Annotated in this window: 23 protein-coding genes and 5 tRNA genes; 15 read left to right on the top strand and 13 right to left on the bottom strand. The window is 69.6% G+C overall.

The features are described 5' to 3' along the window. Positions 1 to 68: 68 nt before the first annotated feature. Both OG257_RS18665 and OG257_RS18660 read right to left on the bottom strand, forming a co-directional pair. Positions 69 to 140: transfer RNA gene (locus tag OG257_RS18665), tRNA-Gly, on the bottom strand. Positions 141 to 292: 152 nt separating this feature from the next. After that, on the bottom strand, positions 293 to 628 hold the full coding sequence (locus tag OG257_RS18660; protein WP_329208851.1) for a histone-like nucleoid-structuring protein Lsr2: 336 nt from the start codon (positions 626 to 628) through the stop codon (positions 293 to 295). Between the two features lie 373 nt (positions 629 to 1,001). On the opposite strand from OG257_RS18660, the gene purS reads away from it, so the two are divergent. The 8 genes from purS (at position 1,002) to OG257_RS18620 (ending at position 8,747) form a co-directional block, all read left to right on the top strand. Continuing rightward, on the top strand, positions 1,002 to 1,271 hold the full coding sequence (purS, locus tag OG257_RS18655) for a phosphoribosylformylglycinamidine synthase subunit PurS (RefSeq protein ID WP_329208849.1): 270 nt from the start codon (positions 1,002 to 1,004) through the stop codon (positions 1,269 to 1,271). Next, positions 1,268 to 1,948, top strand: coding sequence for a phosphoribosylformylglycinamidine synthase subunit PurQ (gene purQ / locus OG257_RS18650; protein ID WP_329208847.1), 681 nt, complete (start codon positions 1,268 to 1,270; stop codon positions 1,946 to 1,948). Before purS ends, purQ begins: the two co-directional genes overlap by 4 nt. Further along, a complete protein-coding gene (gene purL, locus OG257_RS18645; RefSeq protein ID WP_329208845.1) occupies positions 1,945 to 4,194 on the top strand; it encodes a phosphoribosylformylglycinamidine synthase subunit PurL in 2,250 nt (749 codons plus the stop codon). Before purQ ends, purL begins: the two co-directional genes overlap by 4 nt. 104 nt (positions 4,195 to 4,298) lie before the next feature. Then, positions 4,299 to 4,826, top strand: coding sequence for an ArsR/SmtB family transcription factor (locus OG257_RS18640; RefSeq protein WP_329208843.1), 528 nt, complete (start codon positions 4,299 to 4,301; stop codon positions 4,824 to 4,826). Between the two features lie 30 nt (positions 4,827 to 4,856). After that, positions 4,857 to 5,690, top strand: a complete 834-nt coding sequence (locus OG257_RS18635; RefSeq protein ID WP_329208842.1) for a M23 family metallopeptidase — start codon at positions 4,857 to 4,859, stop codon at positions 5,688 to 5,690. A gap of 44 nt (positions 5,691 to 5,734) precedes the next feature. Continuing rightward, positions 5,735 to 7,027 (top strand): hypothetical protein, encoded by a 1,293-nt coding sequence (locus OG257_RS18630; protein WP_329208841.1) that lies wholly within the window; start codon positions 5,735 to 5,737, stop codon positions 7,025 to 7,027. Positions 7,028 to 7,078: 51 nt separating this feature from the next. Next, complete coding sequence (locus OG257_RS18625) at positions 7,079 to 7,882, top strand: maleylpyruvate isomerase family mycothiol-dependent enzyme (protein WP_329208840.1); 804 nt, start codon at positions 7,079 to 7,081, stop codon at positions 7,880 to 7,882. A gap of 37 nt (positions 7,883 to 7,919) precedes the next feature. After that, a complete protein-coding gene (locus tag OG257_RS18620; RefSeq protein ID WP_329215174.1) occupies positions 7,920 to 8,747 on the top strand; it encodes an META domain-containing protein in 828 nt (275 codons plus the stop codon). Between the two features lie 18 nt (positions 8,748 to 8,765). On the opposite strand, the gene OG257_RS18615 is transcribed toward OG257_RS18620, so the two are convergent. Together OG257_RS18615 and OG257_RS37255 are read right to left on the bottom strand one after the other, a co-directional pair. Then, positions 8,766 to 10,232 carry a sulfatase family protein gene (locus OG257_RS18615; protein ID WP_329208839.1) on the bottom strand — a complete coding sequence of 489 codons (1,467 nt, stop codon included), beginning with the start codon at positions 10,230 to 10,232 and terminating at the stop codon, positions 8,766 to 8,768. A 195-nt stretch (positions 10,233 to 10,427) separates the two neighbouring features. Continuing rightward, positions 10,428 to 10,520, bottom strand: coding sequence for a putative leader peptide (locus tag OG257_RS37255; protein ID WP_383801576.1), 93 nt, complete (start codon positions 10,518 to 10,520; stop codon positions 10,428 to 10,430). Between the two features lie 531 nt (positions 10,521 to 11,051). Between OG257_RS37255 and purF the strand changes: the two genes are divergently transcribed. Both purF and purM read left to right on the top strand, forming a co-directional pair. Next, positions 11,052 to 12,578 carry an amidophosphoribosyltransferase gene (gene purF, locus OG257_RS18610; protein ID WP_329208838.1) on the top strand — a complete coding sequence of 509 codons (1,527 nt, stop codon included), beginning with the start codon at positions 11,052 to 11,054 and terminating at the stop codon, positions 12,576 to 12,578. Positions 12,579 to 12,638: 60 nt separating this feature from the next. Continuing rightward, the gene (gene purM, locus OG257_RS18605) at positions 12,639 to 13,706 is read left to right on the top strand and encodes a phosphoribosylformylglycinamidine cyclo-ligase (RefSeq protein WP_329208837.1); all 1,068 of its coding nucleotides are present in this window, start codon (positions 12,639 to 12,641) and stop codon (positions 13,704 to 13,706) included. Positions 13,707 to 13,834: 128 nt separating this feature from the next. On the opposite strand, the gene OG257_RS18600 is transcribed toward purM, so the two are convergent. Together OG257_RS18600 and OG257_RS18595 are read right to left on the bottom strand one after the other, a co-directional pair. Next, positions 13,835 to 14,092, bottom strand: coding sequence for a DUF3073 domain-containing protein (locus OG257_RS18600; protein ID WP_033296941.1), 258 nt, complete (start codon positions 14,090 to 14,092; stop codon positions 13,835 to 13,837). Between the two features lie 352 nt (positions 14,093 to 14,444). After that, the gene (locus OG257_RS18595) at positions 14,445 to 15,527 is read right to left on the bottom strand and encodes a Leu/Phe/Val dehydrogenase (protein WP_329208836.1); all 1,083 of its coding nucleotides are present in this window, start codon (positions 15,525 to 15,527) and stop codon (positions 14,445 to 14,447) included. A gap of 176 nt (positions 15,528 to 15,703) precedes the next feature. Here OG257_RS18595 and OG257_RS18590 point away from each other — a divergent pair, with 176 nt between their 5' ends. Further along, positions 15,704 to 16,549 (top strand): hypothetical protein, encoded by an 846-nt coding sequence (locus OG257_RS18590; RefSeq protein ID WP_329208835.1) that lies wholly within the window; start codon positions 15,704 to 15,706, stop codon positions 16,547 to 16,549. Between the two features lie 664 nt (positions 16,550 to 17,213). After that, positions 17,214 to 17,420: a developmental transcriptional regulator BldC gene (gene bldC, locus OG257_RS18585; protein WP_003949541.1), complete on the top strand. Its 207-nt coding sequence runs from the start codon at positions 17,214 to 17,216 to the stop codon at positions 17,418 to 17,420. Positions 17,421 to 18,006: 586 nt separating this feature from the next. On the opposite strand, the gene OG257_RS18580 is transcribed toward bldC, so the two are convergent. The 3 genes from OG257_RS18580 to hrpA form a co-directional block, all read right to left on the bottom strand. Then, positions 18,007 to 18,348 carry a DUF6274 family protein gene (locus OG257_RS18580; protein WP_329208834.1) on the bottom strand — a complete coding sequence of 114 codons (342 nt, stop codon included), beginning with the start codon at positions 18,346 to 18,348 and terminating at the stop codon, positions 18,007 to 18,009. 142 nt (positions 18,349 to 18,490) lie between these two features. Then, positions 18,491 to 18,565: transfer RNA gene (locus OG257_RS18575), tRNA-Asp, on the bottom strand. A gap of 115 nt (positions 18,566 to 18,680) precedes the next feature. After that, positions 18,681 to 22,601, bottom strand: a complete 3,921-nt coding sequence (gene hrpA / locus OG257_RS18570; RefSeq protein WP_329208833.1) for an ATP-dependent RNA helicase HrpA — start codon at positions 22,599 to 22,601, stop codon at positions 18,681 to 18,683. Between the two features lie 224 nt (positions 22,602 to 22,825). On the opposite strand from hrpA, the gene OG257_RS18565 reads away from it, so the two are divergent. The 3 genes from OG257_RS18565 (at position 22,826) to OG257_RS18555 (ending at position 24,835) form a co-directional block, all read left to right on the top strand. Next, positions 22,826 to 23,173, top strand: coding sequence for a hypothetical protein (locus OG257_RS18565; protein ID WP_329208832.1), 348 nt, complete (start codon positions 22,826 to 22,828; stop codon positions 23,171 to 23,173). A 64-nt stretch (positions 23,174 to 23,237) separates the two neighbouring features. Next, entirely contained in the window at positions 23,238 to 23,993 is a 756-nt protein-coding gene (locus OG257_RS18560) for a DsbA family protein (RefSeq protein WP_329208831.1), read from the top strand. Further along, positions 23,990 to 24,835 (top strand): cytochrome c biogenesis CcdA family protein, encoded by an 846-nt coding sequence (locus OG257_RS18555; protein WP_329208830.1) that lies wholly within the window; start codon positions 23,990 to 23,992, stop codon positions 24,833 to 24,835. Before OG257_RS18560 ends, OG257_RS18555 begins: the two co-directional genes overlap by 4 nt. 46 nt (positions 24,836 to 24,881) lie before the next feature. On the opposite strand, the gene OG257_RS18550 is transcribed toward OG257_RS18555, so the two are convergent. The 4 genes from OG257_RS18550 to OG257_RS18535 all read right to left on the bottom strand — a co-directional run bounded on the left by OG257_RS18550 (position 24,882) and on the right by OG257_RS18535 (position 26,779). Further along, a tRNA-Phe gene (locus tag OG257_RS18550) sits at positions 24,882 to 24,958 on the bottom strand. A 22-nt stretch (positions 24,959 to 24,980) separates the two neighbouring features. Then, a tRNA-Asp gene (locus tag OG257_RS18545) sits at positions 24,981 to 25,055 on the bottom strand. A 38-nt stretch (positions 25,056 to 25,093) separates the two neighbouring features. After that, positions 25,094 to 25,166, bottom strand: a tRNA-Glu gene (locus OG257_RS18540). Between the two features lie 80 nt (positions 25,167 to 25,246). Continuing rightward, on the bottom strand, positions 25,247 to 26,779 hold the full coding sequence (locus OG257_RS18535; RefSeq protein WP_329208829.1) for a metallophosphoesterase family protein: 1,533 nt from the start codon (positions 26,777 to 26,779) through the stop codon (positions 25,247 to 25,249). Between the last annotated feature and the right edge of the window lies 1 nt (position 26,780).

The following is a 26,780-nucleotide window of genomic DNA, read 5'->3' as shown; positions in this document are numbered from 1 at the left end:
CGGCTTTCACCGGTGGAGCGGTCACTACTCTACCTGATCCACAGGAGTGGTCCGGCAAGGCAGTGAAGAGCGGGTGACAGGAATTGCACACTGCGCCTTCCCCCTGGAAGGGGGATGTTCTACTACTGAACTACACCCGCACGCTGCGTGAGGCCCGGCCTTTCGGCCTTGCCCTTCGGCGTGCTTCAGACTCTAGCCGACCTGCAGGGGTGTTGTGCAAGTCGGCTCCCCGGGGTGTTCCGCCGGGGAGCCGGGGAGATCGTTCCGGAACGGGACGTTCCGGAAGAACCTCTCAACTGGCGGCCTGGAACGCCTCGTAGACCTTCTTGGGGATCCGGCCGCGGGCCGGCACCTCCATCCGGTGCGAGCGCGCCCAGGCGCGCACGGCCGCCGGGTCGGGCGCGAGGGACGTGTGGTGGTACGACACCGGGGTCTTGCCATGCTTACTGGCATTTGTCTGCTTTCGGCCGGCCGTCATGTACGGGGCCAGCGCCTTCCGCAGTTTTTTTGCGTTGACGGGATTGAGGTCGATCTCGTACGACTTCCCGTCCAGGGCGAAGGTGACCGTTTCCGCCGCTTCTCCCCCGTCGATGTCGTCGGAGAGCGTGACCACTACGCGCTGAGCCACGGATATCGGTCCTTTCCTACGGCATCGGCGCGTCTGACATGCGCTGATGCCGGGCCTTCCGGCTGCTAGGCGGATGCGGATCGACTGGTGTCGACTGTTCCGGGGCAATGGTGCTTTCCCCCGTAATCATTTGTACAGCGGTGGGAGCAGCATTGTGAAGCCCAGCCAATTACATCCGCGTGTCCGCGTGCAATCCGGGTGAAGATTTTTTCCCAGGACTTTCCCTGCATGTTGTCGCGGCCGATATCTCGGCGTGATCCTGGCCGTCTGATATCTACCCGCGTAGAATTTCTGGCCAGGTACGCTGAGTGGACCCGCGGGGATCTGGGGAACCCCTCGGAGACACAGCCGCACCACACCACCGGGAGTGCCAGTGGCACGCGTCGTAGTCGACGTCATGCTCAAGCCGGAGATCCTCGACCCGCAGGGACAGGCTGTGCAGCGCGCACTGCCCCGTCTCGGCTTCGAAGGAATCGCGGACGTACGTCAGGGAAAGCGTTTCGAGCTCGAGGTCGAGGGGCCGGTCGACGATGCCGCCCTCGCCCGTATTAACGAGATGGCCGAGACCTTCCTCGCCAACACCGTCATCGAGGACTTCACCGTCAAGATCGAGGCGGACGAGAAGGCCGAGGAGCCGAAGTGACTGCTCGTATCGGAGTCGTCACTTTCCCCGGCACGCTCGATGACCGGGACAGCCTGCGGGCCGTCCGGATCGCGGGCGCCGAACCCGTTTCGCTCTGGCACCGCGACAAGGACCTCCACCAGGTCGACGCGGTCATCCTGGCGGGCGGATTCAGTTACGGCGACTATCTGCGGGCGGGTGCCATCTCGCGCTTCTCGCCGGTGATGGAGACCGTCATCGAGCAGGCGAAGGCCGGCATGCCGGTCCTCGGTATCTGCAACGGCTTCCAGATCCTGACCGAGGCGCACCTGCTGCCCGGCGCGATGCTGCGCAACAACCACCTCCACTTCATCTGCCGCGACCAGAAGCTGCGGGTGGAGAACGCGGAGACCGCCTGGACCTCGGACTACACCGTCGGCCAGGAGATCTCCGTACCCCTGAAGAACGTGGACGGCCGGTACACCGCCGACGAGCACACGCTCGACGAGCTGGAGGCCGAGGGCCGCGTCGCGTTCCGCTACGCCGACCTGAACCCGAACGGTTCGCTGCGCGACATCGCCGGCATCACCAACGCCGCGGGCAATGTCGTCGGTCTGATGCCGCACCCGGAGCACGCCGTGGAGCCGCTGATCGGCACCGGCGGCACCGACGGCCTCGGTTTCTTCACCTCGATCATCAAGAAGCTGGTCAACGCATGAGCCTGGACACGGTCAAGCACGCGGCCGAAACCCCGGACGCCGAGCAGCCCTGGAAGGAGCTCGGCCTCAAGGAGGACGAGTACGCCCGGATCCGCGAGATCCTGGGCCGCCGTCCCACCGGCGCCGAGCTCGCCATGTACTCCGTGATGTGGTCCGAACACTGCTCCTACAAGAGCAGCAAGGTCCACCTCAAGCAGTTCGGCGAGAAGGTCCCCGAGAACGACGCGATGCTCGTCGGCATCGGCGAGAACGCCGGTGTGGTCGACGTCGGTCAGGGCTACGCGGTCACCTTCAAGGTCGAGTCGCACAACCACCCCTCGTACATCGAGCCCTACCAGGGCGCGGCCACCGGCGTCGGCGGCATCGTCCGCGACATCCTCGCCATGGGCGCCCGTCCGATCGCGGTCGTCGACCCGCTGCGCTTCGGTGCGGCCGACCACCCCGACACCCGGCGGGTCCTGCCGGGCATCGTCGCGGGCATCGGCGGCTACGGGAACTGTCTCGGTCTGCCGAACATCGGCGGCGAGGTCGTCTTCGACGCCTGCTACCAGGGCAACCCGCTCGTCAACGCCGGCTGCATCGGCGTGATGAAGCACGAGGACATCCACCTGGCCCAGGCCTCCGGCCCCGGCAACAAGGTGATCCTGTACGGCGCCCGCACCGGCGGCGACGGCATCGGCGGTGTCTCCGTGCTCGCCTCGGAGACCTTCGACGACACCAAGCCCACCAAGCGGCCCGCCGTCCAGGTCGGCGACCCGTTCCAGGAGAAGCTCCTCATCGAGTGCACCCTGGAGATCTTCAAGGAGAAGCTCGTCGCGGGCATCCAGGACCTCGGCGGCGCCGGGCTCTCCTGCGCCACGAGCGAGCTGGCCTCCGCGGGCTCCGGCGGTATGCGCGTCGAGCTGGACACCGTCCCGCTGCGCGACTCCTCCCTCTCGCCCGAGGAAATCCTCATGAGCGAGTCGCAGGAGCGCATGTGCGCGATCGTCGAGCCGCAGCACGTGGACCGCTTCATGGAGATCTGCGAGAAGTGGGACGTCATCGCCACCGTCATCGGTGAGGTGACCGAGGGCTCGCAGCTGGAGATCTTCTGGCACGGCGAGCAGATCGTGGACGTACCGCCGCGGTCCGTGGCCCACGAGGGCCCGACGTACCACCGGCCGTTCGCCCGCCCCTCCTGGCAGGACGCGCTGCAGGCGGACGACGCCGGCAAGCTGGCCCGTCCGGCAGACGGCGCGGAGCTGCGGGAACAGGTCCTCAAGCTCGTCGGCTCCCCGAACCAGGCCTCCAAGTCCTGGATCACCGACCAGTACGACCGCTTCGTGCAGGGCAACACCGTGCTCGCGATGCCCGAGGACGCCGGCATGGTCCGGATCGACGAGGAGTCGAACCTGGGCGTGGCCATGGCGACCGACGGCAACGGCCGGTACGCGAAGCTCGACCCCTACACGGGCGCACAGCTCGCGCTGGCCGAGTCGTACCGCAACGTCGCCGCGTCCGGTGCCAAGCCGCTCGCCATCTCGGACTGCCTGAACTTCGGCTCCCCCGAGGACCCGGACGTCATGTGGCAGTTCGCCGAGGCCACCCGTGGTCTCGCGGACGGCTGTCTGGAGCTGGGCACCCCGGTCACCGGCGGCAACGTGTCGCTGTACAACCAGACCGGTGAGACGGCGATCCACCCGACGCCGGTCGTGGCCGTGCTCGGTGTGATCGACGACGTCACCCGGCGCACGCCGGTCGCCTTCGCCGAAGAGGGCCAGCTGCTCTACCTGCTGGGCGACACGGCCGAGGAGTTCGGCGGATCGGCCTGGTCCGAGGTCATCCACCAGCACCTCGGCGGCATGCCGCCCAAGGTGGACCTGGGCCGCGAGAAGCTGCTCGGCGAGATCCTGATCTCGGCCTCCCGCGACGGCATGATCGACGCGGCGCACGACCTCTCCGACGGCGGTCTGATCCAGGCGGTCACCGAGTCCTGCCTGCGCGGCGGGAAGGGTGCCCGGCTGGTCGTGCCGGACGGTCTGGACGCGTTCACCTTCCTGTTCTCGGAGTCGGCGGGGCGCGCGGTCGTCTCGATTCCGCGCAGCGAGGAGCTCCGCTTCAACGACATGTGCGGTGCGCGGGGTCTGCCCGTGGCCCGGATCGGTGTCGTGGACGGCGAGGAGATCGAGGTCCAGGGCGAGTTCAGCATTTCGCTGAGCGAGCTGCGCACGGCGCACGAAGGGACCCTGGAGGGTCTGTTCGCCTGAGTTCCGCCTGTACCGAAGCCCCTGTCCGGCCGACCGGACAGGGGCTTCGGCGTTCCTGCCCGAACCGGTTGATTGTTATTACGTAATTACGTAAGGTGCGTGTTGTGGAGCTTGAGGAGCGGGTCGCCGAGCTGGAACGCCGACTGGCGGTGCTGGAGCAGGCGGCGGACAGCGGCGGGACGCCGAGTCTCGGCGACGGCGACTTCTGGGCGCTGGCCGGGCTGAAGGACCAGCTCGGCCGGCTCGGGGAGGACGCCGCCGACGGCGGGGTGCTGTTCACGGGCGCCGTCCGGCTGCCGGCCGGTGAGCGGTACGAGTGGCAGTACGGCGCACTCACCGCAGGGCTCCTGGGCTCGGACGAGGACCGCCCCGACTGGGCGGACGCCGCCGAACCGCTGGCCGCGCTCGGCCATCCGGTACGGCTGCGACTGCTCCGGGAGATCCTCGGCGGCCGGCGTACCGCTGCCGAGCTGGCCGAGCTGGACGAGACAGGCACGACCGGTCAGATCTACCACCACCTGCGCCTGCTGACCGGCGCGGGCTGGCTGCACACGACGGGACGCGGGCGCTACGAGGTACCGGCGGCCCGGGTGGTGCCGCTGCTGGTGGTCCTCACGGCCGCCCGGCCCTGACCGGCACCACACCTGACGAGGGGAAGCCTCATGCCCGTTCGCAAAGCCGCCATGATCCTCTACCGCTGCTGCTGGATCGTCTTCGTCGCCCTGGTGCTCGTGAGCGTCCTCGCGGATCCGCTCGTCCCTTACGGGCTGACGTTCGTGCCCGCGGGCATGGCGATCGTCATCGGTCTCACCGTGGGCCGCCGCAGCCGTACGGACCTGGCGGAGGCGGGGCCGCCGGTGGAGGTCGGTCCGCCGGTGACGGGCCGCTGGACCGCGCTCAACAGCCCGGCGGACAAGGTGCCCAGCCACGGCACGCACGGCTACGGACAGACGTACGCGATCGACATCGTCGCCGAACCGGAGGGTGACGGCGTCCCGGTACGCCCGCCGTTCCGGTGGCTGTGGCCCGTCGTCCGCCGCAACGAGGACTTCCCCGCGTTCGGCGCCCCGCTGCTCGCGGTGGCGGACGGCACCGTCGTGCACGCGAGCGACGGGCAGCGCGACCACCTCAGCCGGAACTCCGGCCCGGCGCTCGCCTATCTGATGCTGGTCGAGGCGTCCGTACGCGACATGGCGGGCGCGGGCAGGATCGTCGGCAACCACATCGTGCTCGACCTCGGCGACGGTACGTACGCCGTGTACGCCCATCTCCGGCGCGGCTCGCTCCAGGTGAGGGCGGGGGACACCGTACGGGAGGGACAGCGGCTCGCCCGGTGCGGGAATTCGGGCAACTCCACCGAACCGCATGTGCACTTCCAGCTGATGGACCACCCGGACCTCGATGTGGGCCGCGGGGTTCCCTTCACCTGGCGGGGCCTGGGCATCCCGGCCAACGGCGAGGCGTTCGTCGCCGACGAGGCTGTCAGCAGCGGCTGATAGCTTGGCGATCGTTACACGTTGTGATGTTCGGGGGGACGACGGTGGACGATCGAGGAACTGCCCAACAGGACGGCGACGCAAGGGAATGGCCCGACCGCGGGCCCTGGGGCAACATCTTCAACAAGCTGCTGTGCGTGCTCGCCGTCGCCGGCATCGGGCTCAGTGTCTGGGCCTTCGCCCTGGAGCTCATCGACCTGCGCGACCGGTCCGAGAGCCGTGAGCGCATCACAGCGGCGTGCGACGGCCTCATCGACCCCGACCCCGTCCTCGGGCTCAACGGCGGCGGTGTCGACCGGGTCAAGCTCTCCGACGAACACGAGGCCGACACCGACGAGCGGTCCAGCGGCTGTCTCGTCTACCGGGTCGGCGATCCGGGGACGACGTACGGGCACTTCTCGCTGGCCCTCGTCCGGCACGCGGTGGACCCGGACGCCGAGGAGTCCGAAGAGGACGAGACCGAGATCGACGAGGAGTCCGACCGGCCCTTCCGCTCCCCGTACACGGACGACGAGCCGGCCGTCGTGGTGCGCCACGCGCTCCCTCACCCGCTCGGAGACGGCCGGCTGGGCGACTACGACGAATACAAGGTGACGGCCCGGGCGTTGTGCGAGAAAGGGGGCGCGGTCTCCTCCATAGAGGCGACCGCCGTCGCCCAGTACGACGAGCCCGTCACGTCCGAGGACCGCCGCACGCTCGCCGGCCTGGCGCGTCAGGCGGCGGACCGGGCTGCCGGGCGGACGGGGTGCAAGGCGGAACTCCCGGAGCTTCCCGCCGTACTGGCCGAGCCGAAGCTGGAGCTCGGCGCCGCGGCGAGCACGGGCGGCACCTGCGCCTGGTACCGGCGCTTCCTGACCGCGGAGGACCGGGGACAGCTCCCCGAGCGGGCGCTGGCCGCTCCTGCGAGTACGGCCGGCGACCATGACGCCTGCGTGCTGGCGGTCGGGGAGAAGGAGACCCGAAGGATCTTCCCGGGTTACGCGAAGACCGCGGACCACCCGCAGAAGCTTCAGGACGTGCTGAAGTACTCCCCCTGGTGGGTGAAGACCGAGACGTACGTCGGCGACGGGACGCGGGGGCTCCTGAGCAACGAGACTCTCGGGCCGGCCGTGCTTGCCCCGGGAACCGCGGGCACGGACTCCAGCGGCATCTGGTGGGCGTCCTCCGTCTGCGGGGGCCGGCCCGCCGTGCACGTGATGTGGGTGGCCTACCCGTACGACCGAATAGTCGCCGACCGGCTGGAAGCACTGTTCCGGGCATACGTCGACGACGCGGCCGAACGCCGCGGCTGCACCGGTGTCACCTTCCCCGAGAAGGCCGACTTCGCCCGGAGTTGAGCGACGCGCGATCAGCCGTCGTTGTCGGAGGTGCCGGTTAGTCTCGCTCCTATGCCACCGGCCAAGAAGCGCTTGCGCGCGTACGACTACTCCAGGACCCTGACCGCGGTCCTGGCCCAGTTCGGCCACGTGCGGGAAGCCGTTCGCAGTCTCGCGCCCGAACAGCTGGCCCTGCCCGCCCGGTTGGGAGAGTGGACCGTACGGGACCTTGCCGCGCACATGACGATGGCCCTCGGACGGGTCAGCGACAGCCTGGAGCTGCCCGAACCGGCCGGCGGACCGAAGCCCGAACTCGCCCTGCTGGAGTGGCCGCTCTCCACCGCCGGGCGGGCCGGCGGGATCGCCGACGCCACCCGGGCCCTGGCCGAGGAATGGCCCGACCTCGACGCGCTGTACGAAGTGACCGCCACCAGGTTCGGGGAGCTCGTGCCCGCCGCGGCCGGCGACCGGCTGGTGACGACCCGGGCGGGCACCATGCGGCTGGGCGACTTCCTGGTCACCCGTACCGTCGAGCTCGTCGTGCACACGGACGACCTCCACCGGGCGACCGGCCTCACCATCCCGTACGACCGTCAGGCGCTCGCCGCGTGCACGCGGCTGCTCGCCGACGCACTCGCCGACAAGGCGCCCGGCGGGTCCGTCGAGGTGCGCGTCCCGCCCTTCGCGGTCGTCCAGTGCATCGGTGGCCCCAAGCACACCCGCGGAACCCCGCCCAATGTCGTGGAGACGGATCCGCTCACCTGGATCCGGCTCGCCACCGGCCGTACCCGGTGGGCGCGGGCGCTCGACGATGCGCAGGTCGCCGCCAGTGGTGAGCGGGCAGACCTCGCTGATCTGCTCCCGCTGATGGGCTGAGGGGAACCGGATCGGCTACTCGATCCGTCCCATGACCATGCACAAACAACGTATGGCTGTCAGCGTCCTGGCCCTCCTCACCCTTGCCGCCTGCGGTACGGAGTCGGGCTCCGGAGCAGGATCCGGAGACGGCAGCGGAACCGTACGGACCGACCTGCCCGTCACCGGTGTCCACTGGAGCGTCTCCTCCCTCACCGTCGGCGGGAAGAAGACCGCCGCTCCGGCCGGTGCCCACGTCGAGATCGACTCCCAGGGCAGGGCGAGCGGCAATCTGGGCTGCAACCGCTTCACCGCGGACGTCCGCATCGACGGTGACACGGTCACCGTCGGCCCGGGCACCACCACCGAGATGGGCTGCGAGGAGGATCTCCAGCAGTTCGAGAAAGCGATGGGCCGCACCTTCAGCGGCAAGCTCAAGGCGGCTGTCACGGGCCGGAGCGCCGACAGGGCCCTGACCCTGACCACGGCCGAGGGCGACTCCATCGCCCTCACCGCGCAGCCCCCGGCCCCGCTGACCGGCACCGCCTGGAAGGTCACCGGGCTGGTGTCCGGGAGCACCGCCACCTCCCTGCCCGCGGGTACGGAGGGCAGGGCGCACCTCACCTTCGGCAAGGACGGCTCCGTGGAAGGCAGCCTCGGCTGCAACTCCTTCCACGGCAGGGCGAAGGTCGCCGGTTCCTCGATCACCTTCGGCCCGCTCGCCTCGACGCGGAAGATGTGCCCGGGGCCCGAGATGGAGCTGGAGCGCACGCTGCTCGGTGTCCTCAAGGGGAGGACGACGTACACGATCGAGCACCGCTCCTTGTCCCTCACCGCACAGAACGGCAAGGGACTCGGCGCGTCGGCCCCGGCGGCCAAGGGCTGATCCCGGGCGACCGCGGGATCAGGAACCCGTCGGATACGGGAGCAGACCGGCGTTCGTCCGCTCCCACGACGCCCGCAGCTCGGCCAGCAGCTCCGGCTCGGCCGCCGCCCGGTTCGCCTGTTCCCGCTGGTCGTCGGCCAGCTTGAACAGCTGGTCGGTGCCGGCCTTCCCCCGGTAGTACTTCCAGTCACCGCGGCGCAGCGCCCGCTCCCCGCGCACCCGCCAGAACAGGTCGCGCTCCTTCGGTTCCTCGTCACGCAGCAGGTATCCGGCGAGGCTGATGCCGTCCAGCGGATAGGCGGGGTCCGGCCGGGCGCCGCCGAGCTCCAGGAGCGTCGCGGTCCAGTCGGGCGAGAACACCGGCAGGTCGCTGACCTGGTGACCGTCGATCCGGGCGGGCCAGCGCAGCACCGCGGGGACGCGGATGCCGCCCTCCTGGAGCGAGCTCTTGTTACCGGACAGCGGCCAGTTGTAGGAGAAGCGCTCGCCGCCGTTGTCACTGGCGAAGAAGACCAGGGTGTCCTCCTCCTGACCGGACCGCTTCAGCGCCTTCAGCACCTCGCCGACGGAGCGGTCCAGGTCCTCGACCATCTCGGTGTACTTCTGGACCGAGCCGCCGTCGGCGTTCCACAGCGCGCTTCCGTCGCCCGCCTTGATGCGCCGGACGATCTCGGCGCTCTCCTCGGTGTCGCCGTCCGCGATCCACGGCCAGTGCGGAGTGGTGAAGTTCAGGTTGAGGAGCCAGGGCGCGTCGTGGTCCCGCTGGACGTACTCGCTCGCGCGCTCCGTCAGGATCCGGGTGTAGTAGCGCAGGTCCTTGTACTCGGCGTCGCCCTCGTACAGGTCGTACTCACCGCCGAGCCCGAGCTTGGAGTAGTACTCCAGCGCCCCGCCGAAGTTGCCGAAGAACTCGTCCCAGCCGGACCTGGTCGGGCTGTAGTCGGGCAGATAGCCGCAGTGCCACTTGCCGATCAGCGCGGTGGAGTAGCCCGCGCCGCGCAGCAGCGAGGCGAGCGTCGGGTGCGTCGGCTCGAGACCCACGGACCTGTCCGCGATGGGCTCGGCGAGGCCGCCCTTCGTCCGCCCCGGATAGCGTCCGGTGTAGAGGCTGAACCGGGTGGGGGAGCAGGTGGCGGACCCCGCGTACGCATCCGTGAACCGCACCCCCTGGCGGCCGAGTCTGTCCAGGTTGGGGGTCCGGATGTGCGGGGCCCCGTACGAGGAGAGGTCCGCCCAGCCGAGGTCGTCACCGAGGATGAACAGGATGTTGGGCCGCCGGGAGTGCTTGCCGCGGGCGGCACGGAACGGCTGCTCCCGCACCGCGTCGCCGGAAGCCGGCCCGGAAGCCGCCGCGGCCGGCGAGGCGGCCTGCACTCCGACGGCGGCGGTGGCTGCGGTCGCGCCCACCGCGGTGGTGAAGGCGCGCCTGCTCAGCGGTGAGTCGGATCGCTGAGGGGAACTGGTATTCGAATCACGAGAGGGCATGAGGTCTCCAGGGAGGGCCCCGGGCGCCGGTCGGGACAGGGCGCACGAGGTGGATGAACGCGACGGGGCCCGTCAGGGGGCGTGCGGGAACGCACCCGGCCACGGGCGGGCAGAAAGGGAGAAGCGGGAGAAAAGGCCGGATCGGCTCAGGCGTCCCGGAAGTCCGGGGCCCGGGGGTGCAGGGAGCGCGAAGGCTCAGACGCAGCGACAGATGGCGCTCGCGACACGTCCCAGATCGACGTGGCGGCGCGCTACGAGCGGGACCGAAAGATCACCGGAGGGCTGCATGGGGCAGGAGCCTGCCAACGGGCCATGAGCCTGTCAACGCCAGTCTCGTACTGCGGACACAGGTCTCGTACTGCGGACAACGTCATCCGCGCCGCCCGGACCGGGCACATCACGTGGACCTCGGAAGGCCTCCCCCGGCCCTCGTCCGGAGCCGCTCCCGGGCCCCCGGAACGCCCGGCGGACCCCTCGGCCGCGCCCCCGAGTGTGAGGCTCACCACGAAACGAGTGTGCGGCCGACGTCCCTCCGGCCCCTGGACCCGCCTCACCGAGTGCCACGAGAGTGCCGTCCGCCGCCCATTCCGCGGCCGGCCCGAACCGACCGGTAACCAGCCGCTCATCCGGGCGCCGACTGCCCCGCGCCCGCGGAAAGGCTCTCCGGCGAACCGGTCGCGATCACTCCGAGTGATCACTGGGTGTCACCCGGAACGGCCCGCCCGGGCCCCTCCCGGCCACGTCCGCGGTGATCCCGCAGGCCGTGCACGGCGCTTCCCCAATTCGGACCGGTGGTCGATCTCGCCTACACTCGGTGCCGTGCCTCGTGGTGATGGACGACTCAACCACGACCTGCTCCCCGGAGAGAAAGGCCCCCAGGACGCTTGCGGCGTCTTCGGTGTCTGGGCTCCGGGCGAAGAGGTCGCCAAGCTCACCTATTTCGGACTGTATGCCCTGCAGCACCGTGGACAGGAGTCCGCGGGCATCGCAGTGAGCAACGGGTCCCAGATCCTGGTCTTCAAGGACATGGGACTGGTCTCGCAGGTCTTCGACGAAACGTCTCTGGGTTCCCTCCAGGGCCATATCGCGGTCGGTCATGCCCGCTACTCCACCACCGGTGCCTCGGTGTGGGAGAACGCGCAGCCGACATTCCGTGCCACCGCGCACGGCTCGATCGCCCTGGGTCACAACGGCAACCTGGTCAATACGGCCCAGCTCGCCGAGATGGTCGCCGACCTTCCCCGCAAGGACGGCCGTGCCACTCAGGTGGCGGCGACCAACGACACCGACCTGGTGACCGCGCTGCTCGCCGGCCAGACGGATGAGGACGACAAGCCGCTCACCATCGAGGAGGCCGCCGCAAAGGTGCTCCCCGAGGTCAAGGGCGCCTTCTCGCTCGTCTTCATGGACGAGCACACCCTCTACGCCGCCCGTGACCCGCAGGGCATCCGCCCCCTGGTGCTCGGCCGGCTGGAGCGCGGCTGGGTGGTGGCCTCCGAGTCCGCCGCCCTCGACATCTGCGGTGCCAGCTTCGTTCGCGAGATCGAGCCGGGCGAGCTCGTCGCCATCGACGAGAACGGCCTGCGCACCTCCCGCTTCGCAGAAGCGAAGCCCAAGGGCTGTGTCTTCGAGTACGTGTACCTGGCCCGCCCCGACACCGACATCGCCGGGCGCAACGTCTACCTCTCCCGGGTCGAGATGGGCCGGAGGCTGGCGGCCGAGGCCCCTGTCGAGGCCGATCTGGTCATAGCGACGCCGGAATCGGGCACTCCCGCGGCCATCGGCTACGCGGAGGCGAGCGGAATTCCGTTCGGTGCCGGACTGGTCAAGAACGCCTACGTCGGCCGGACCTTCATCCAGCCGTCCCAGACCATTCGCCAGCTGGGTATCCGTCTCAAGCTGAATCCGCTCAAGGAAGTCATCAAGGGCAAGCGCCTGGTGGTCGTCGACGACTCGATCGTCCGCGGCAACACCCAGCGTGCTCTGGTCCGGATGCTCCGCGAGGCGGGCGCCGCCGAGATCCACATCCGGATCTCCTCCCCGCCCGTGAAGTGGCCCTGCTTCTTCGGCATCGACTTCGCGACCCGCGCCGAACTGATCGCCAACGGCATGTCCGTCGACGAGATCGCCACCTCGATGGGTGCCGACTCGCTCTCGTACATCTCGCTCGACGCGATGATCGAGGCGACGACGATCGACAAGCCGAACCTGTGCCGCGCCTGCTTCGACGGTGAATACCCGATGGAGCTCCCGGACCCGGAGCTGCTCGGCAAGCAGCTGCTGGAGACCGAGCTGGCGGCCGGCCCCGCCGCGACCGCGGCGGCCGACGCGCTGCGTCGTCCGTGATCCGGACGGACCGGCTCCCTCCCCACCAGCCCCGTATTCCCACACGAAAGATCCCAGGCAATGTCTGAGACAACAGGTGCTTCCTACGCGGCGGCGGGCGTCGACATCGAAGCCGGTGACCGCGCCGTCGAGCTGATGAAGGAGTGGGTGAAGAAGACGAAGCGCCCCGAGGTCCTGGGGGGCATCGGCGGATTCGCCGGCCTCTTCGACGCCTCGGCCCTCAAGCGCTACGAGCGCCCGCTGCTCGCCTCCGCCACCGACGGCGTGGGCACGAAGGTCGATCTGGCCCGGCAGATGGGCGTGTACGACACGATCGGCCACGACCTCGTCGGCATGGTCGTGGACGACCTGGTCGTCTGCGGTGCCGAACCGCTCTTCATGACCGACTACATCTGTGTCGGCAAGGTGCATCCCGAGCGTGTCGCGGCCATCGTGAAGGGCATCGCCGAAGGCTGCGTCCTGGCAGGCTGCGCGCTGATCGGCGGCGAGACCGCGGAGCACCCGGGTCTGCTCGGCCCCGACGACTTCGATGTCGCGGGCGCGGGCACGGGCGTGGTGGAGGCCGACCGGCTGCTGGGCCCGGACCGTATCCGTAAGGGTGACGCCGTGATCGCCATGGCGTCGTCCGGTCTTCACTCCAACGGGTACTCGCTCGTGCGCCACGTGGTCTTCGACCGGGCCGGCTGGGCCCTGGACCGGGAGATCGAGGAGTTCGGCCGGACGCTCGGCGAGGAGCTCCTGGAGCCCACCAGGATCTACTCCCTGGACTGCCTGGCGCTGACCCGTACGACCGAGGTGCACGGCTTCAGCCACGTCACCGGCGGCGGACTGGCCAACAACCTGGCCCGGGTCGTCCCGGACTCGCTGCACGCCACGGTCGACCGTTCGACATGGACGCCCGGCGCCGTCTTCGACGTGGTCGGCAAGGCCGGTCAGGTCGAACAGCTGGAGCTCGAGAAGACGCTCAACATGGGTGTCGGCATGATCGCGATCGTTCCCGCGGACTCGGTGGACGCCGCGCTCACGACCCTGGCCGACCGGGGTGTCGACTCCTGGGTCGCGGGTGAGATCACGGACCGCGGTGCGCACACCACGGGCGCCGAACTGACCGGCAGCTACGCACGGTAGAACGCCACGAACGCCGGTCCGGCACACTCCGGACCGGCGTGAGGCGGGGCAGCTCCACCCGTCCGCACCCGGACAGCACAGAACCCGGTCCGGGCAGGCCCGGACCGGGTTGATGTGTCAGCGCGAGGTCAAGCGCCGCGGCGCTGTGACGACGGACCGGACTGGTCGTCCTCGTCCGCGTCCTCGTCGTCGTTGTACTGATCCGCGTACTGTGCGTACGGGTCATCTTCCTCGTCGTCGTCCTCGAACGGCTCAGCGTTCGGTGGCTGACTCGAAGGTGATGCGCCCAGCTCATTGGCCAGACGCGACAGGTCAGTCCCGCCGCTGCTGTACTTCAGCTGACGGGCGACCTTAGTCTGCTTGGCCTTTGCCCGGCCGCGCCCCATGGCTCGACCCCCTCGGTGACGGGGCTCGACGGCCCCAGAGTCTTGACACGCGTTCATGTTTCAGGACGGACTCTCGGCTGAGAGACCGCGCCCGTGGCTTTAACGGTACCTGCTTCCTCGGCCATACGGTACGCCGCCCGCATCACGTGCCTCGGTACAGGACCACCGAGGAGCCCGTCCTCGCTGGTCAACCGCGATTTTAACCTCTTGCGGACGGCCGACCCGCCGACCGGCGTGAGCCTTGTCTCCCTGCCCGGCCGCACCGGCCGGGCACCGGGCCGCCACCGGCCCGTCACCGGCACTGCACAGTCCGGTGACGGGCCGATGGCCGCCGGGTGAATCGGGCGAAGCGTCAGCGGCGACGGGCCTCGGCCATGCGCTGCTCGGCGATCCTGTCGGCCGCGGCGGCCGGCGGAATCCCGTCCTCCTTCGCACGTGCGAATATGGCCAGCGTGGTGTCGAAGATCTTTGCAGCCTTCGCCTTGCACCGGTCGAAGTCGAAACCGTGGAGCTCATCGGCGACCTGGATCACGCCACCGGCGTTCACCACGTAGTCGGGTGCGTACAGGATCGCGCGGTCGGCGAGGTCCTTCTCGACACCCGGGTGCGCGAGCTGGTTGTTGGCCGCGCCGCACACCACCTTGGCGGTGAGCACCGGCACGGTGTCGTCGTTCAGCGCTCCGCCGAGTGCGCACGGGGCGTAGATGTCGAGCCCCTCGGTACGGATCAGCGCGGCGGTGTCCGCGGCCACGGCGACCTCGGGGTGCAGGTCGGTGATCCGGCGTACCGACTCCTCGCGCACATCGGTGATGACGACCTCGGCGCCGTCGCTGAGCAGGTGCTCGACCAGGTGGTGACCCACCTTGCCGACGCCCGCGACACCCACCTTGCGGCCGCGCAGCGTGGGGTCGCCCCACAGGTGCTGGGCGGAGGCGCGCATGCCCTGGAAGACACCGAACGCGGTGAGGACGGAGGAGTCTCCCGCGCCGCCGTTCTCGGGGGAGCGGCCGGTGGTCCAGGGGCACTCCCGGGCGACGACGTCCATGTCGGCGACGTACGTGCCGACGTCACAGGCGGTCACGTAGCGCCCGCCGAGCGAGGCCACGAAACGGCCGTAGGCCAGGAGCAGTTCCTCGGACTTGATGGTGTCCGGGTCGCCGATGATGACGGCCTTGCCGCCACCGTGGTCCAGGCCGGCCATGGCGTTCTTGTACGACATGCCGCGCGACAGGTTCAGCGCATCCGCGACGGCCTCCTCCTCGGAGGCGTACGGATAGAAGCGGGTGCCGCCGAGGGCGGGGCCCAGGGCGGTGGAGTGGAGGGCGATGACGGCCTTGAGGCCGCTGTCACGGTCCTGGCAGATCACGACTTGTTCGTGGCCTCCCTGATCCGAGTGGAACAGGGTGTGCAGGACGCCGTCGGTCAGATTGGTCACTGTGGTGACTCCCAAGTACGAAGCGGCGGAAGACCCTCCTGAAGGTGGGGAGGGCCCCGGACCGACCGGCACGGCCGGTCCGACTGGGCAAGAGCGTAAGTCCTCGGGACACGCAGATCTGTTCCAGTGCCGAGGATCACCCCCTGGCGGAGTACCGGCGTGACACGATTTGCTGCATGTCGGTGGTGTCTTCAGTGCTCGTCCCTTACACGTCCTACCTGCGGGTGTACGAGCCGCTCGCCGCCTTCCGGGAGCCCGAACGCAGTCACTGGGCGCGCTACGCGCAGCGTTCCGTCCTCCCCACGGCGCAGGACGAACTGCGTCGCTCGCTGGCGGACTTGGTGCCCACCCCGCCGGTGGGTGTGCCGGTGCACGAGAGCGGGGACGCCTTCGTCGCGGAGCTGGACGGGGCGGTGTGCGTCTGTCCGTGGCGGACCCGGATGCGCGGCTGGCTGGCGCTGGAGGAACTCGGGGGGCTGTTTCCGGCCACGGTGCTGGACGCGGTGCTGCCCCCGGTGGTGCGGGGGCAGGCGATCGCGGACTACGAGCGGTGGGCGGAGCGGAACCCGGACGCCCGTCCTTGGATCCGGACGACGGTGTGGCACGTCCCGGTGCGCTGGTTCGTCCTGTTCGACGACGAGGAGCGCGAGTACGTCGAGGCGGGCGCCGACGGGGCCCAGCCCCTGCTGCGCTACCGGACGCCGATGGTGCAGGCGCGGCGGCGGCTGGCGCGGGCGCTCAGGACACTGCGCGAGACGGTCGACGAAGGGCCGCTCACCGAGGGCCTGGTGGATGTGGGCCGCTGGCTCGAGGAGTTCCATCCGCGCGCCCTGGTGGAACTGGACTACGGCGGCCTGGTGCACGCGCTGCCCCGCGAGCAGCTCGCCGGCGACCGGTCGGCGGCGGACGTCGCCGAGGGCATCGCGGCGCTGAAGGCCGGCGACAGCGACGCGGCGGGTGTCGCGTACGGGCGTCTCGCCGAGCGGTGGCGGGCGGTCCGGGACCGGCAGTCCGCCAACTGACGATCCCGAAGTTGTGTGAAATCCCACGAACCGTCGCATAGCGGTGTGATCGGAAGGGAAGAGACATCCCGTGAGGTGTCCGGCATAGGCGGATGCCGAGAGGCCGGGCGGGGGTGAACGGGGATGTCCTGACGGGAACTGACGAGCCGTGAACCCGCAGCCTGTGTGACGCGTGTGACACACGAGGCGGGAGGCCACTCCGCAGGGCCCAGGACCTACGTCCCGAACCGGGCCTTTGCCTCAAGGGTGACGGATAGCACTTACGGGGCCCTTGCGCCCTTCCCTACTCCTCATGCCAAAATAGGACAAGGAGTCCGGGGAGGACTCTGTTCGCCCAACTATGGGCGGAATGCTTGGCATTGCACGCTATGGGGGGTCTGACGACTTCTGATGACTCCTGATCGTCCTGTGACTGATCGTTACTGGGGCGTGACTGTCCGCTATGGCATGGTCCATCGGCTTCCGTCGCTGATGAACACCTGGGAGGGCAATTCCATCGGTTTGGCCGACGTGGCTGGACGGATGGTGTAGTTGTAGTGCCGAGGACAAGCCGTTCGTCCTATAACCGACTCGGCCCGCGTCCGCCATTTCGGGCAACGCGGGTCAAGGTGCAGAATTTAGAGGAAAGAACCGAGATGGTTCGGTTCTCCCGAGGAGGCCGCTCATGACCGCTCGCACCCCTGATGCCGAGCCGCTGCTGACCCCGGCTGAGGTTGCCACGATGTTCCGCGTGGACCCGAAGACGGTCACGCGGTGGGCAAAGGCTGGCAAGCTCACGTCCATCCGCACGCTCGGTGGGCATCGCCGGTACCGCGAGGCAGAGGTCCGCGCACTGCTTGCGGGTATTCCGCAGCAGCGCAGCGAGGCCTGATACACCCCTGCCGCCGCAGCCATAACAGGGCTACTGCCGGGTCCCCCAACCCACAGTGCCCACCTATAGCTCCACACGACGGACGCCTGCCCCAACGGGCGTCATACCTGCGCAATAAGGGTGCGTCGTTCGATCGCGCTGGACTCCGCCGGGTCCAGCGCGATCTTTTTTATGCCCGCAGGGCCCGCGAGCCTGCCCCGCCTGCCTCCACGTCCCCGCGCCCGGCCGTACGCCCGCCCCCTGTTCGCCTCCCGCGTCCGTCTGCCCGCCCGACTCCCGTGGATGTCCGAACGGGCCGACGAGTCGGTTTCCGGGGCGGCCGGCGTACGACTGTGGGCGAGCCTGTTCGGGCCTGTTCGGGTGGGTCCTGGACGTCGTGGGACAGCTCGGACGGAACGGTCCGGGATGTGCCTCATGCGCAGTGCAATTGCACATATTAAATTCGCTAGTTGTAGGAAGGGAGTAAAGTCCCCACTTCTCAAAACTCGTTCGGTGACTCCCGTCACACCGGCCCTGTCTTGCCAACCGTGTGCCCGGCCAACTAAAGGCCTTTCGCGGCCCGGAGGCGGACGGGCGGGGCCGACGGTCAGGGCGCGCGGGGCCCTTCGCCATCGCTTCCGCCCTCGCTCCCCTGCCCGGCCCCTGGAGCGCTCTCCCCGGGCGGCGCCGGGTCCGGGGGCACGGGTGCCGGGCCGGTGCCCCTTCCGGGGGCTTCGGCGGCGTTCTCGGGCGTGCCGGTCGGTTCGGGGGCATTGCCGTGCCCCGGGTCCGCGTACGGCACCTGTGGGGCAGGCACGGGCTCCATGGCGAGCCGCAGCAGGCGATGGCAGATCGGGCAGTGACGGGTGATGTGCCGGTAGCCGGATGCGGCCGCCAGATGGGCGCGCAGCAGCGCGCGGGTCTCGTGCCGTGCCGCGGGCGCAGACATGCGTGCGACCTCCCCGTGGGCCGGACTGCCCCGCACCGAGGGAAACAGGGGCAGTCTCTGTTCTAAGGGGGTACCCGCGGCAGTTGCCGACGTCAAGACGCGCGAAAGCCCGGATCCAGAGGATCCGGGCTTTCGTCATATGCGGTCCTGACGGGATTTGAACCCGCGGCCTCCACCTTGACAGGGTGGCGAGCACTCCAAACTGCTCCACAGGACCAGGTTTTCGCGGCTGCCTTGCGGCTGGCTGCGAAAACAGACTGTACAGGAGGTCCGAGGGCCAGGTCGAACTCACCCGTGGTGGTGGCTCCGTCACGGCGCGGAAACGGGCCGATTCACGGTGCCGCCGCGTCGATCGCCTTCACGATCCGCTTGTCCGAGACGGGCTGTGCCGTGCCCAGGGCGTGCGCGAAGTAGCTCACCCGCAGCTCCTCGATCATCCAGCGGATGTCCAGGACGTCCTGCGGCACGGGCCGTCCCTGCGGCAGCTGTTCGAGCAGCCAGGCGTACTCGTCCTGCATCTCGTGGACCTTCTCCATGCGCGTGGTGTCGCGCTGGACGTTCGTCGGCATCTGCTGCAGCCGGCGGTCCTCGGCGACCAGGTAGCGCATCAGGTCGGGCAGCCTGCGCAGCCCGGTCATGGTGACGAACCCGGGCGGTACGAGGCGGGCGAGGTGGTCCCGTACGTCCGTGACGTTGTTGATCAGGACCAGGCTGTTCGTCGCCTTCAGCCGGCGCTCGCAGGCCTGCCAGGCCGCGAGGATCTGCTGCACCTGCTTGATCGTGCGCACGGTCAGGTCCACGAGGTCGGCGCGCACCTTGTCGTACAGCTTCCGGAAGGACGCCTCGTCCCAGGCCGGGCCGCCGTGCGCGGCGATCAGCCGGTCGGCGGCAGCCGTCGCGCAGTCGTCGAAGAGCGCCTGGATCGAGCCGTGCGGATTGCGGGACAGGGCCAGCTTCTGCTGGTTCGTGAGGGTGTCCGAGGCGAACTTCGCGGGGTTCACCGGGATGTTCAGCAGGATCAGCCGCCGGGTGCCGCGCCACATCGCCTGCTGCTGCTCGGCCTCGGTGTCGAAGAGCCGTACGGCGACGGTCGCGCCCTGGTCGACCAGCGCCGGGTACGCCTTGACCGGCTGGCCGGCCCGCCGGGTCTCGAAGGTCCGGTTCAGGGTGCCGATCGTCCAGTCCGTGAGGCCCGAACGCTCGATGGACTCGCCGGAGGGCCCCGCGGTCGCCGCGGCGGCCTGGGAGAGGGCCTGACGGGCCTTGGGGCGCAGCTGGACCCTCAGCGCCTCCAGGTCCTTGTCCTCCGCGACCTTGCGGCGCCGTTCGTCGACGATCCGGAAGGTGATCTTCAGGTGGTCCGGGATGCGCGACAGGTCGAAGTCGTCGGCCGTGACCGGGACGCCGACCATGCGCTGGAGCTCGCGGGCCAGGGTGAACGGCAGCGGCTCCTGCAGGGGTACGGCCCGGTCCAGGAACTTGTCCGCGTAGTTCGGGGCGGGGACGTAGTGCCGGCGGATCGGCTTGGGCAGCGAGCGGATCAGCTCGGTGACCACTTCCTCCCGCAGCCCCGGGATCTGCCAGTCGAAGCCCTCGGAGGTGACCTGGTTGAGCACCTGGAGCGGGATGTGGACGGTCACGCCGTCGGCGTCCGCGCCCGGCTCGAACTGGTACGTCACCCGGAACTTGAGCTTCCCCTGCCGCCAGGAGTCCGGGTAGTCGTCCTTGGTGACGGTCCCGGCCTTCTCGTTGATGAGCATCGAACGCTCGAAGTCCAGGGCGTCCGGCTCGTCCCGGCGCTTGTGCTTCCACCAGGAGTCGAAGTGCGCCCCCGAGACGATGTGCTCCGGGATCCGCTGATCGTAGAAATCGAAGAGCGTCTCGTCGTCCACGAGGATGTCGCGGCGCCGGGCGCGGTGCTCCAACTCCTCGACCTCGCCGAGCAGTTTGCGATTGTCATGGAAGAACTGGTGGTGCGTACGCCAGTCGCCCTCGACCAGGGCGCTCCGGATGAACAGATCGCGGGACGCCTCCTGGTCGATGCGGCCGAAATTGATCTTGCGCTGGGCGACGATCGGTACTCCGTACAGCGTGACCCGCTCGTACGCCATCACCGCCGCCTGGTCCTTCTCCCAGTGCGGCTCGCTGTAGGTGCGCTTCAGCAGGTGCTGGGCGAGCGGTTCGATCCACTCCGGCTCGACCTTCGCGTTGACCCGCGCCCAGAGCCGGGACGTCTCGACCAGCTCCGCCGACATCACGAAGCGCGGCTGCTTCTTGAAGAGGGCCGAGCCCGGGAAGATCGCGAACTTGGCGCTGCGGGCACCGAGGTACTCGTTCTTCTCGGTGTCCTTCAGCCCGATGTGCGACAGCAGGCCGGCCAGCAGCGAGGTGTGCACCGACTGCTCCGGCGCGTCCTCCTCGTTGATCTGGACGCCCATCTGCTTGGCGACCGTACGCAGCTGCGCGTAGATGTCCTGCCACTCACGGATGCGCAGGAAGTTCAGGTACTCCTGCTTGCACATCCGGCGGAAGCTGGAGGAGCCCCGCTCCTTCTGCTGCTCCCGGATGTAGCGCCACAGGTTCAGGAACGCCAGGAAGTCGGACGTCTCGTCCTTGAAGCGGGCGTGCTGCTGGTCGGCCTGCGTCTGCTTCTCCGAGGGCCGTTCGCGCGGGTCCTGGATGGAGAGCGCGGCGGCGATCACCATGACCTCGCGGGCACAGCCGTTCGTGTCGGCCTCGATGACCATGCGGGCAAGCCGCGGGTCCACCGGCAGCTGGGAGAGCTTGCGCCCCAGCGGGGTGAGCCGCTTCTTCGGGTCCTTCTCCTCCGGATCCAGCGCACCCAGTTCCTGGAGCAGCTGGATGCCGTCGCGGATGTTGCGGTGGTCCGGCGGGTCGATGAAGGGGAACTTCTCGATGTCGCCCAGGCCGGCGGCGGTCATCTGGAGGATGACGGAGGCGAGGTTGGTGCGCAGGATCTCCGGGTCGGTGAACTCCGGACGGGTCAGGAAGTCGTCCTCGGAGTACAGCCGGATGCAGATGCCGTCCGAGGTACGGCCGCAGCGGCCCTTGCGCTGGTTGGCGCTGGCCTGCGAGACCCGCTCGATCGGCAGCCGCTGGACCTTGGTGCGGTGGCTGTAGCGGGAGATCCGGGCGTTGCCCGGGTCGATCACGTACTTGATGCCGGGAACGGTCAGCGACGTCTCCGCGACGTTCGTTGCCAGAACGATCCTGCGGCCCGTGTGGCGCTGGAACACGCGGTGCTGCTCGGCGTGCGACAGGCGCGCGTAGAGGGGGAGCACCTCGGTCTGTCTGAGATTCCTCTTGTTCAGCGCGTCCGCGGTGTCACGGATCTCCCGCTCGCCGGAGAGGAAGACCAGGACATCGCCGGGTGCCTCCGACCGGAGCTCGTCGACGGCGTCGCAGATCGCGGTGATCTGGTCGCGGTCGGAATCCTCGCTGTCCTCTTCGAGGAGGGGGCGATAGCGCACCTCGACCGGATACGTACGCCCGCTGACCTCCACGATCGGCGCCGCGCCGAAGTGCTTGGCGAAGCGCTCCGGGTCGATGGTCGCCGAGGTGATGACGACCTTCAGATCGGGGCGCTTGGGCAGCAGCCGGGCGAGGTAGCCCAGCAGGAAGTCGATGTTCAGCGACCGCTCGTGGGCCTCGTCGATGATGATCGTGTCGTACGCGAGGAGCTCGCGGTCCGTCTGGATCTCGGCCAGCAGGATGCCGTCCGTCATCAGCTTCACGAAGGTCGCGTCCGGGTTCACCTGGTCGGTGAAGCGCACCTTCCAGCCGACGGCCTCGCCGAGCGGGGTCTTCAGCTCGTCGGCGATCCGCTCGGCGACGGTACGGGCAGCGATCCGGCGGGGCTGGGTGTGCCCGATCATGCCCCGGACGCCGCGCCCCAGCTCCATACAGATCTTGGGGATCTGCGTGGTCTTGCCGGAGCCGGTCTCACCCGCGACGATCACGACCTGGTGGTCGCGTATCGCCTCCAGGATCTCGTCCTTCTTCTGGCTGACCGGGAGCTGTTCCGGGTACGACAGGACCGGCATCCGGGCGGCGCGTCCTGCGAGCCGCCCGGCTGCTTTTCCGGCCTCGGCCGCGATCTCGTCCAGCACGGACTGTCGGTCCTCGGGCTTACGGATGCGGCGGGCACCCTCGAGACGACGGCCGAGCCGGTGCGCGTCGCGGAGCGAGAGCTGCCCGAGCTGGGACTGGAGATCGGCAAAGGAAGTAGACATACGGATCCCAGGATCTCACCCGGGCGCGAAGAGTGGCGAACGCATTTCACGCGAACGCATCTCACGGGCTCCGGGTGGCGGGATCCGCGGTCGGGCTCCCACCCGGATTCCGGCACGCGGCGGTGGACGATCGCGTACCGCGCCGGTGACCGAGAGGGCGCGCCGGATCACAGCACGTACCATTTCGGGCAACTGATCATCCGTACCTCGACCGAGGCGGTCCCATGTCCCGTGCGCGGTGGTGCTGCCTGACGGCAGTGCTCGCGGTCGTACTGGGGCTGCTCTGCGCACCCGCGACGGCGGCCGGCACGGGCACCGGCACCGTTCAGGCCGTGGCCGCCGCCGGGAACACGGGCATACCGGGCTGCGACCGGAACAGGGACCACGACGGCACCGACCCCGTCCTCCCCGCCCGGACCCGCGCCCCGCACGACCAGGCGCCCGGCCCCGCCGCAGTGGGCCTGCCCGCCGCCACCGACCGGGCCCGGGTCCCGCTGCCGGTGCGGCTCGCCGTACGCGGTCCGGGTCCCGCCACACCCACACCCGTCGAGCTCTCCGTGCTGAGGGTGTAGGCGGACCCGCCTCCCCCTTTCTTCCTCTCCCGCAGAACCCCCACGCACCAGCACGGAGTGCCGCATGCCCACGCCCACCCGCCCGACATCCAAGAAGCCGCTCGCCTTCGGCGCCGCTGTGGTCCTCGCCGCAGGCCTGCTCGGCTTCGTCTCCTACCGGGCCACCGCCCCCGACGGCACCCCCTCCGGCACCACCGCCGTCAGCACGACCTCGGAGCCGGACGCCGACATGTACGCGGAACTGGCGGAACTCGCCCGGCGCGACGCGGGCGACAAGCTGGCCCAGGGCCGCACCGACGCCCCCGTCGTCCTCATCGAGTACGCCGACTTCAAGTGCGGCTACTGCGGGAAGTTCGCCCGCGACACCGAACCCGCACTGATCAAGAAGTACGTCGCCGACGGCACCCTGCGCATCGAGTGGCGCAACTTCCCGATCTTCGGCAAGGAGTCGGAGGCCGCCGCACGCGCCTCCTGGGCGGCCGGCCGGCAGGACCGTTTCTGGGCCTTCCACCGGGCCGCGTATGCCGAGGGCGCCAAGGAGAAGGGCTTCGGCAAGGACCGGCTCAGGGCCCTCGCCCAGCAGGCCGGGGTCAAGGACCTCGACCGCTTCGTACGCGACACCGACAGCAAGGCCGCCGCGGACGCGGTCGGCAAGGACCAGGAACAGGCGTACGGAATCGGCGCCACGTCCACCCCGTCCTTCCTCATCAACGGCCGCCCCGTGGCCGGAGCCCAGCCGATGGCCGTCTTCACCCAGGCCATCGAAGCGGCAGCGGCCGAGGCCGCCAACGTGGGCAGCGCCGGGGACCCCGCGAAGTGACCCCGGGCATCGGATACTTCGCGGCCCTGCTCGGCGGGCTGCTCGCCCTGGTCAGCCCGTGCAGCGCCCTGCTGCTCCCGGCCTTCTTCGCCTACTCCCTCGACTCCGCCTCACGGCTCCTGGCACGCACCGGCATCTTCTACGCCGGCCTCGCCACCACCCTGGTACCGCTCGGCGCCGCCGGCTCGTACGCCGGACGGCTCTTCTACGGACACCGCGACGCCCTGGTCCTCGGCGCGGGCTGGCTGATCATCGGGCTCGGCCTCGCGCAGATCGTGGGCCTGGGCTTCGCCTCCCGCCGGATCGCCGCCCTCAGCGGCCGGATCCGCCCCACGACCGCGCTCTCCGTCTACGCCCTCGGCGCGGTCTACGGGCTGGCCGGCTTCTGCGCGGGCCCGATCCTGGGCAGCGTCCTCACCGTGGCGGCCGTCAGCGGCAGCCCCGTGTACGGCGGACTGCTGCTCGCCGTCTACGCGCTGGGCATGGCCGTTCCGCTGTTCGTGCTCGCGCTGCTCTGGGAACGCTTCGACCTCGGCCGCCGGGCCTGGCTGCGCGGCCGGACCCTGCGCGCGGGCCGCTTCGAACTGCACAGCACATCCCTGCTCTCCGGCCTGTTCTTCATCGGGCTCGGGGTGCTCTTCCTCATGTACGACGGGACGACCGCGCTGCCCGGACTGCTGGACGTCGACGACTCGTTCGCCGTCGAGCAGTGGGCCCGGAACATCGGCCGACGGGTGCCCGACGCAGTGGCGTTGGGAGCCGTGGCGTCGGTGGCGCTGCTGTCCCTCGGGGCGCAGGCGTGGCGGCGGCGCAACGGACGGAAGGAAGAGGAAGTGGTCTAGGGCCGGACAACGGCGAAGGCCCCGTCCATCGGACGGGGCCTTCGGGTGGTGGCTGGGGCCGGGATCGAACCGGCGACCTATCGCTTTTCAGGCGATCGCTCGTACCAACTGAGCTACCCAGCCACGCAGCTCATACGGGCTGCAGCGGTCCTGACGGGATTTGAACCCGCGGCCTCCACCTTGACAGGGTGGCGAGCACTCCAAACTGCTCCACAGGACCAAGCAATGTGCGAGACAAGTCTCGCACACAGTAAAGCGTGCCCCCAACGGGATTCGAACCCGTGCTACCGCCTTGAAAGGGCGGCGTCCTGGGCCACTAGACGATGAGGGCTAAGGGCCCACCTGCGCGCTTTCCAGCGCGTCGGGGACGTGAGAAGCATATGGGATGCGGGGAGGTATCGCCAAAACGGTTTACGGGGAGGTGTTGGAGACGGTCGGGGAGGGCGAGGGAGCGGCCAGGTTCTCCTCCGGGAGATGGCGGCTGACCTCGGCCGTCGTCAGGCCCAGACCGCCCAGGGTGATCTCGTCCCAGGCCTGCAGGTGCCGGGTGGCGCGGTCCAGGTAGAGCACCGAGGCGCGCACCTTCTCCGGCTTCTCGTTCTGCACGGCGCGCAGCCCGCCGCCGCCCGTGGAGCCCTCGACCTTCAGCCGCGTACCGAGCTTCAGCAGTTCGTTCACCCGGTGGTGCACATGGCCGGCCAGGACGAGCGGAACGGTGCCGTCGGTCTGCCGCGCCGCGTTCGGGTCGTGGGCCACCGCGATGTCGACCGGGGTGCCCGCCCGCTGCTGGTCGCGCAGCGCGGAGGCGAGCCGCATCCCCGCCAGCTCCTCGGCCGCCCTGCCGCCGGTGGGGCGTGAGCGGTCGGGGGTGAACTGGGGGTCGCCGGTGCCCGCGATCCGCAGTCCGGCGACGTCCACGGCGCTGCCCTCGTCGAGGACGTGCACGTTCTTGAGGTTCTTCATGTAGGCCTGGGTGACGGCGGAGTCGTGGTTGCCCCGCACCCACACGTAGGGCGCGCCGAGGTCGCGGATGGGGTCCAGGAAGCCGTTCTCGGCCGCTGTGCCGTGGTCCATCGTGTCGCCCGAGTCGATGATCACGTCGATCTCGTACTGCTCGACCAGCGAGCCGATGATGTGCCAGGAGGCGGGGTTGAGATGCACGTCCGAGACGTGCAGGACCCTGATGGTGGCGGGGTCCGGCGAGTACACCGGGAGCGTGGACGTGGCGTCGTACAGCTTGGTGACGTTGGTGACGAGCCGGGCCAGTTCCTGCTGGTAGACGTCGAATTCGGTGACGATCGAGCGGGCGTCGCCGACGACCGAGGGGGCGCTGGAGAGCAGTCCGGAGAACTTGGGCTCCAGGACGGACTTCGGATTCCAGGTGGCGTACGCGCTGACGCCCGACGCGGCCAGGAGCGCCAGTGCGAGCCCTCCGGCGGCCAGTGCCCGGCGCGGACGGCGGTAGACGGCGAGGCCGAGCGCGGTGGCACCGGAGACGACGGCGACGCAGGAGCGGACGGCGAGCTCCCGGGTGCCGGTGGCGACGTCCTCGGTGACCTCGTCCTGGAGACCGGAGAGCCGTTCGGGGTGCTTGACCAGGGCCTGGGAGCGCTCCGGATCCAGCTGGTCGACATCGACGTCGAGGCGGACCGGGGCGATGTGGGAGTTCAGCTCCAGGGCACCGAGCGGCGACACGTTGATCTTGGTGCCGCCGCTGAGTGAGGGGCGCAGGGTCATGGTCGTGTCCATGGGCCCCACCGGCGTACGCACGCTGCCGACGATCAGAAGCCCCAGCCAGGCCCCCAGCACGACGACGGCGAGCAGTCCGAGCACACGCGTGTACGGGTGCGGGGCGGCGGCGAGCGTGCTGACGGGGGCGGTGGAGCGGGCGCGGTAGTGGTGCCGGATGCGGACGACTGCGGCGCGGAACGGGTCGCGGGCCATT

Source organism: Streptomyces sp. NBC_00683, assembly GCF_036226745.1.
Lineage (GTDB): Bacteria > Actinomycetota > Actinomycetes > Streptomycetales > Streptomycetaceae > Streptomyces.
This window is presented reverse-complemented; position numbering and strand designations above follow the sequence as displayed.

Excerpts from the sequence above, each read along its gene's own strand:
- OG257_RS18560 (WP_329208831.1), top strand. The coding sequence starts at position 23,238 with ATGCCCACGCCCACCCGCCCGACATCCAAGAAGCCGCTCGCCTTCGGC.
- OG257_RS18620 (WP_329215174.1), top strand. The coding sequence starts at position 7,920 with ATGCACAAACAACGTATGGCTGTCAGCGTCCTGGCCCTCCTCACCCTT.
- OG257_RS18580 (WP_329208834.1), bottom strand. The coding sequence starts at position 18,348 with ATGTCTGCGCCCGCGGCACGGCACGAGACCCGCGCGCTGCTGCGCGCC.
- purL (WP_329208845.1), top strand. The coding sequence starts at position 1,945 with ATGAGCCTGGACACGGTCAAGCACGCGGCCGAAACCCCGGACGCCGAG.
- bldC (WP_003949541.1), top strand. The coding sequence starts at position 17,214 with ATGACCGCTCGCACCCCTGATGCCGAGCCGCTGCTGACCCCGGCTGAG.
- OG257_RS18600 (WP_033296941.1), bottom strand. The coding sequence starts at position 14,092 with ATGGGGCGCGGCCGGGCAAAGGCCAAGCAGACTAAGGTCGCCCGTCAG.
- purM (WP_329208837.1), top strand. The coding sequence starts at position 12,639 with ATGTCTGAGACAACAGGTGCTTCCTACGCGGCGGCGGGCGTCGACATC.
- OG257_RS37255 (WP_383801576.1), bottom strand. The coding sequence starts at position 10,520 with ATGCAGCCCTCCGGTGATCTTTCGGTCCCGCTCGTAGCGCGCCGCCAC.
- OG257_RS18615 (WP_329208839.1), bottom strand. The coding sequence starts at position 10,232 with ATGCCCTCTCGTGATTCGAATACCAGTTCCCCTCAGCGATCCGACTCA.
- hrpA (WP_329208833.1), bottom strand. The coding sequence starts at position 22,601 with ATGTCTACTTCCTTTGCCGATCTCCAGTCCCAGCTCGGGCAGCTCTCG.
- OG257_RS18625 (WP_329208840.1), top strand. The coding sequence starts at position 7,079 with ATGCCACCGGCCAAGAAGCGCTTGCGCGCGTACGACTACTCCAGGACC.
- OG257_RS18635 (WP_329208842.1), top strand. The coding sequence starts at position 4,857 with ATGCCCGTTCGCAAAGCCGCCATGATCCTCTACCGCTGCTGCTGGATC.
- OG257_RS18565 (WP_329208832.1), top strand. The coding sequence starts at position 22,826 with ATGTCCCGTGCGCGGTGGTGCTGCCTGACGGCAGTGCTCGCGGTCGTA.
- OG257_RS18590 (WP_329208835.1), top strand. The coding sequence starts at position 15,704 with ATGTCGGTGGTGTCTTCAGTGCTCGTCCCTTACACGTCCTACCTGCGG.
- OG257_RS18535 (WP_329208829.1), bottom strand. The coding sequence starts at position 26,779 with ATGGCCCGCGACCCGTTCCGCGCCGCAGTCGTCCGCATCCGGCACCAC.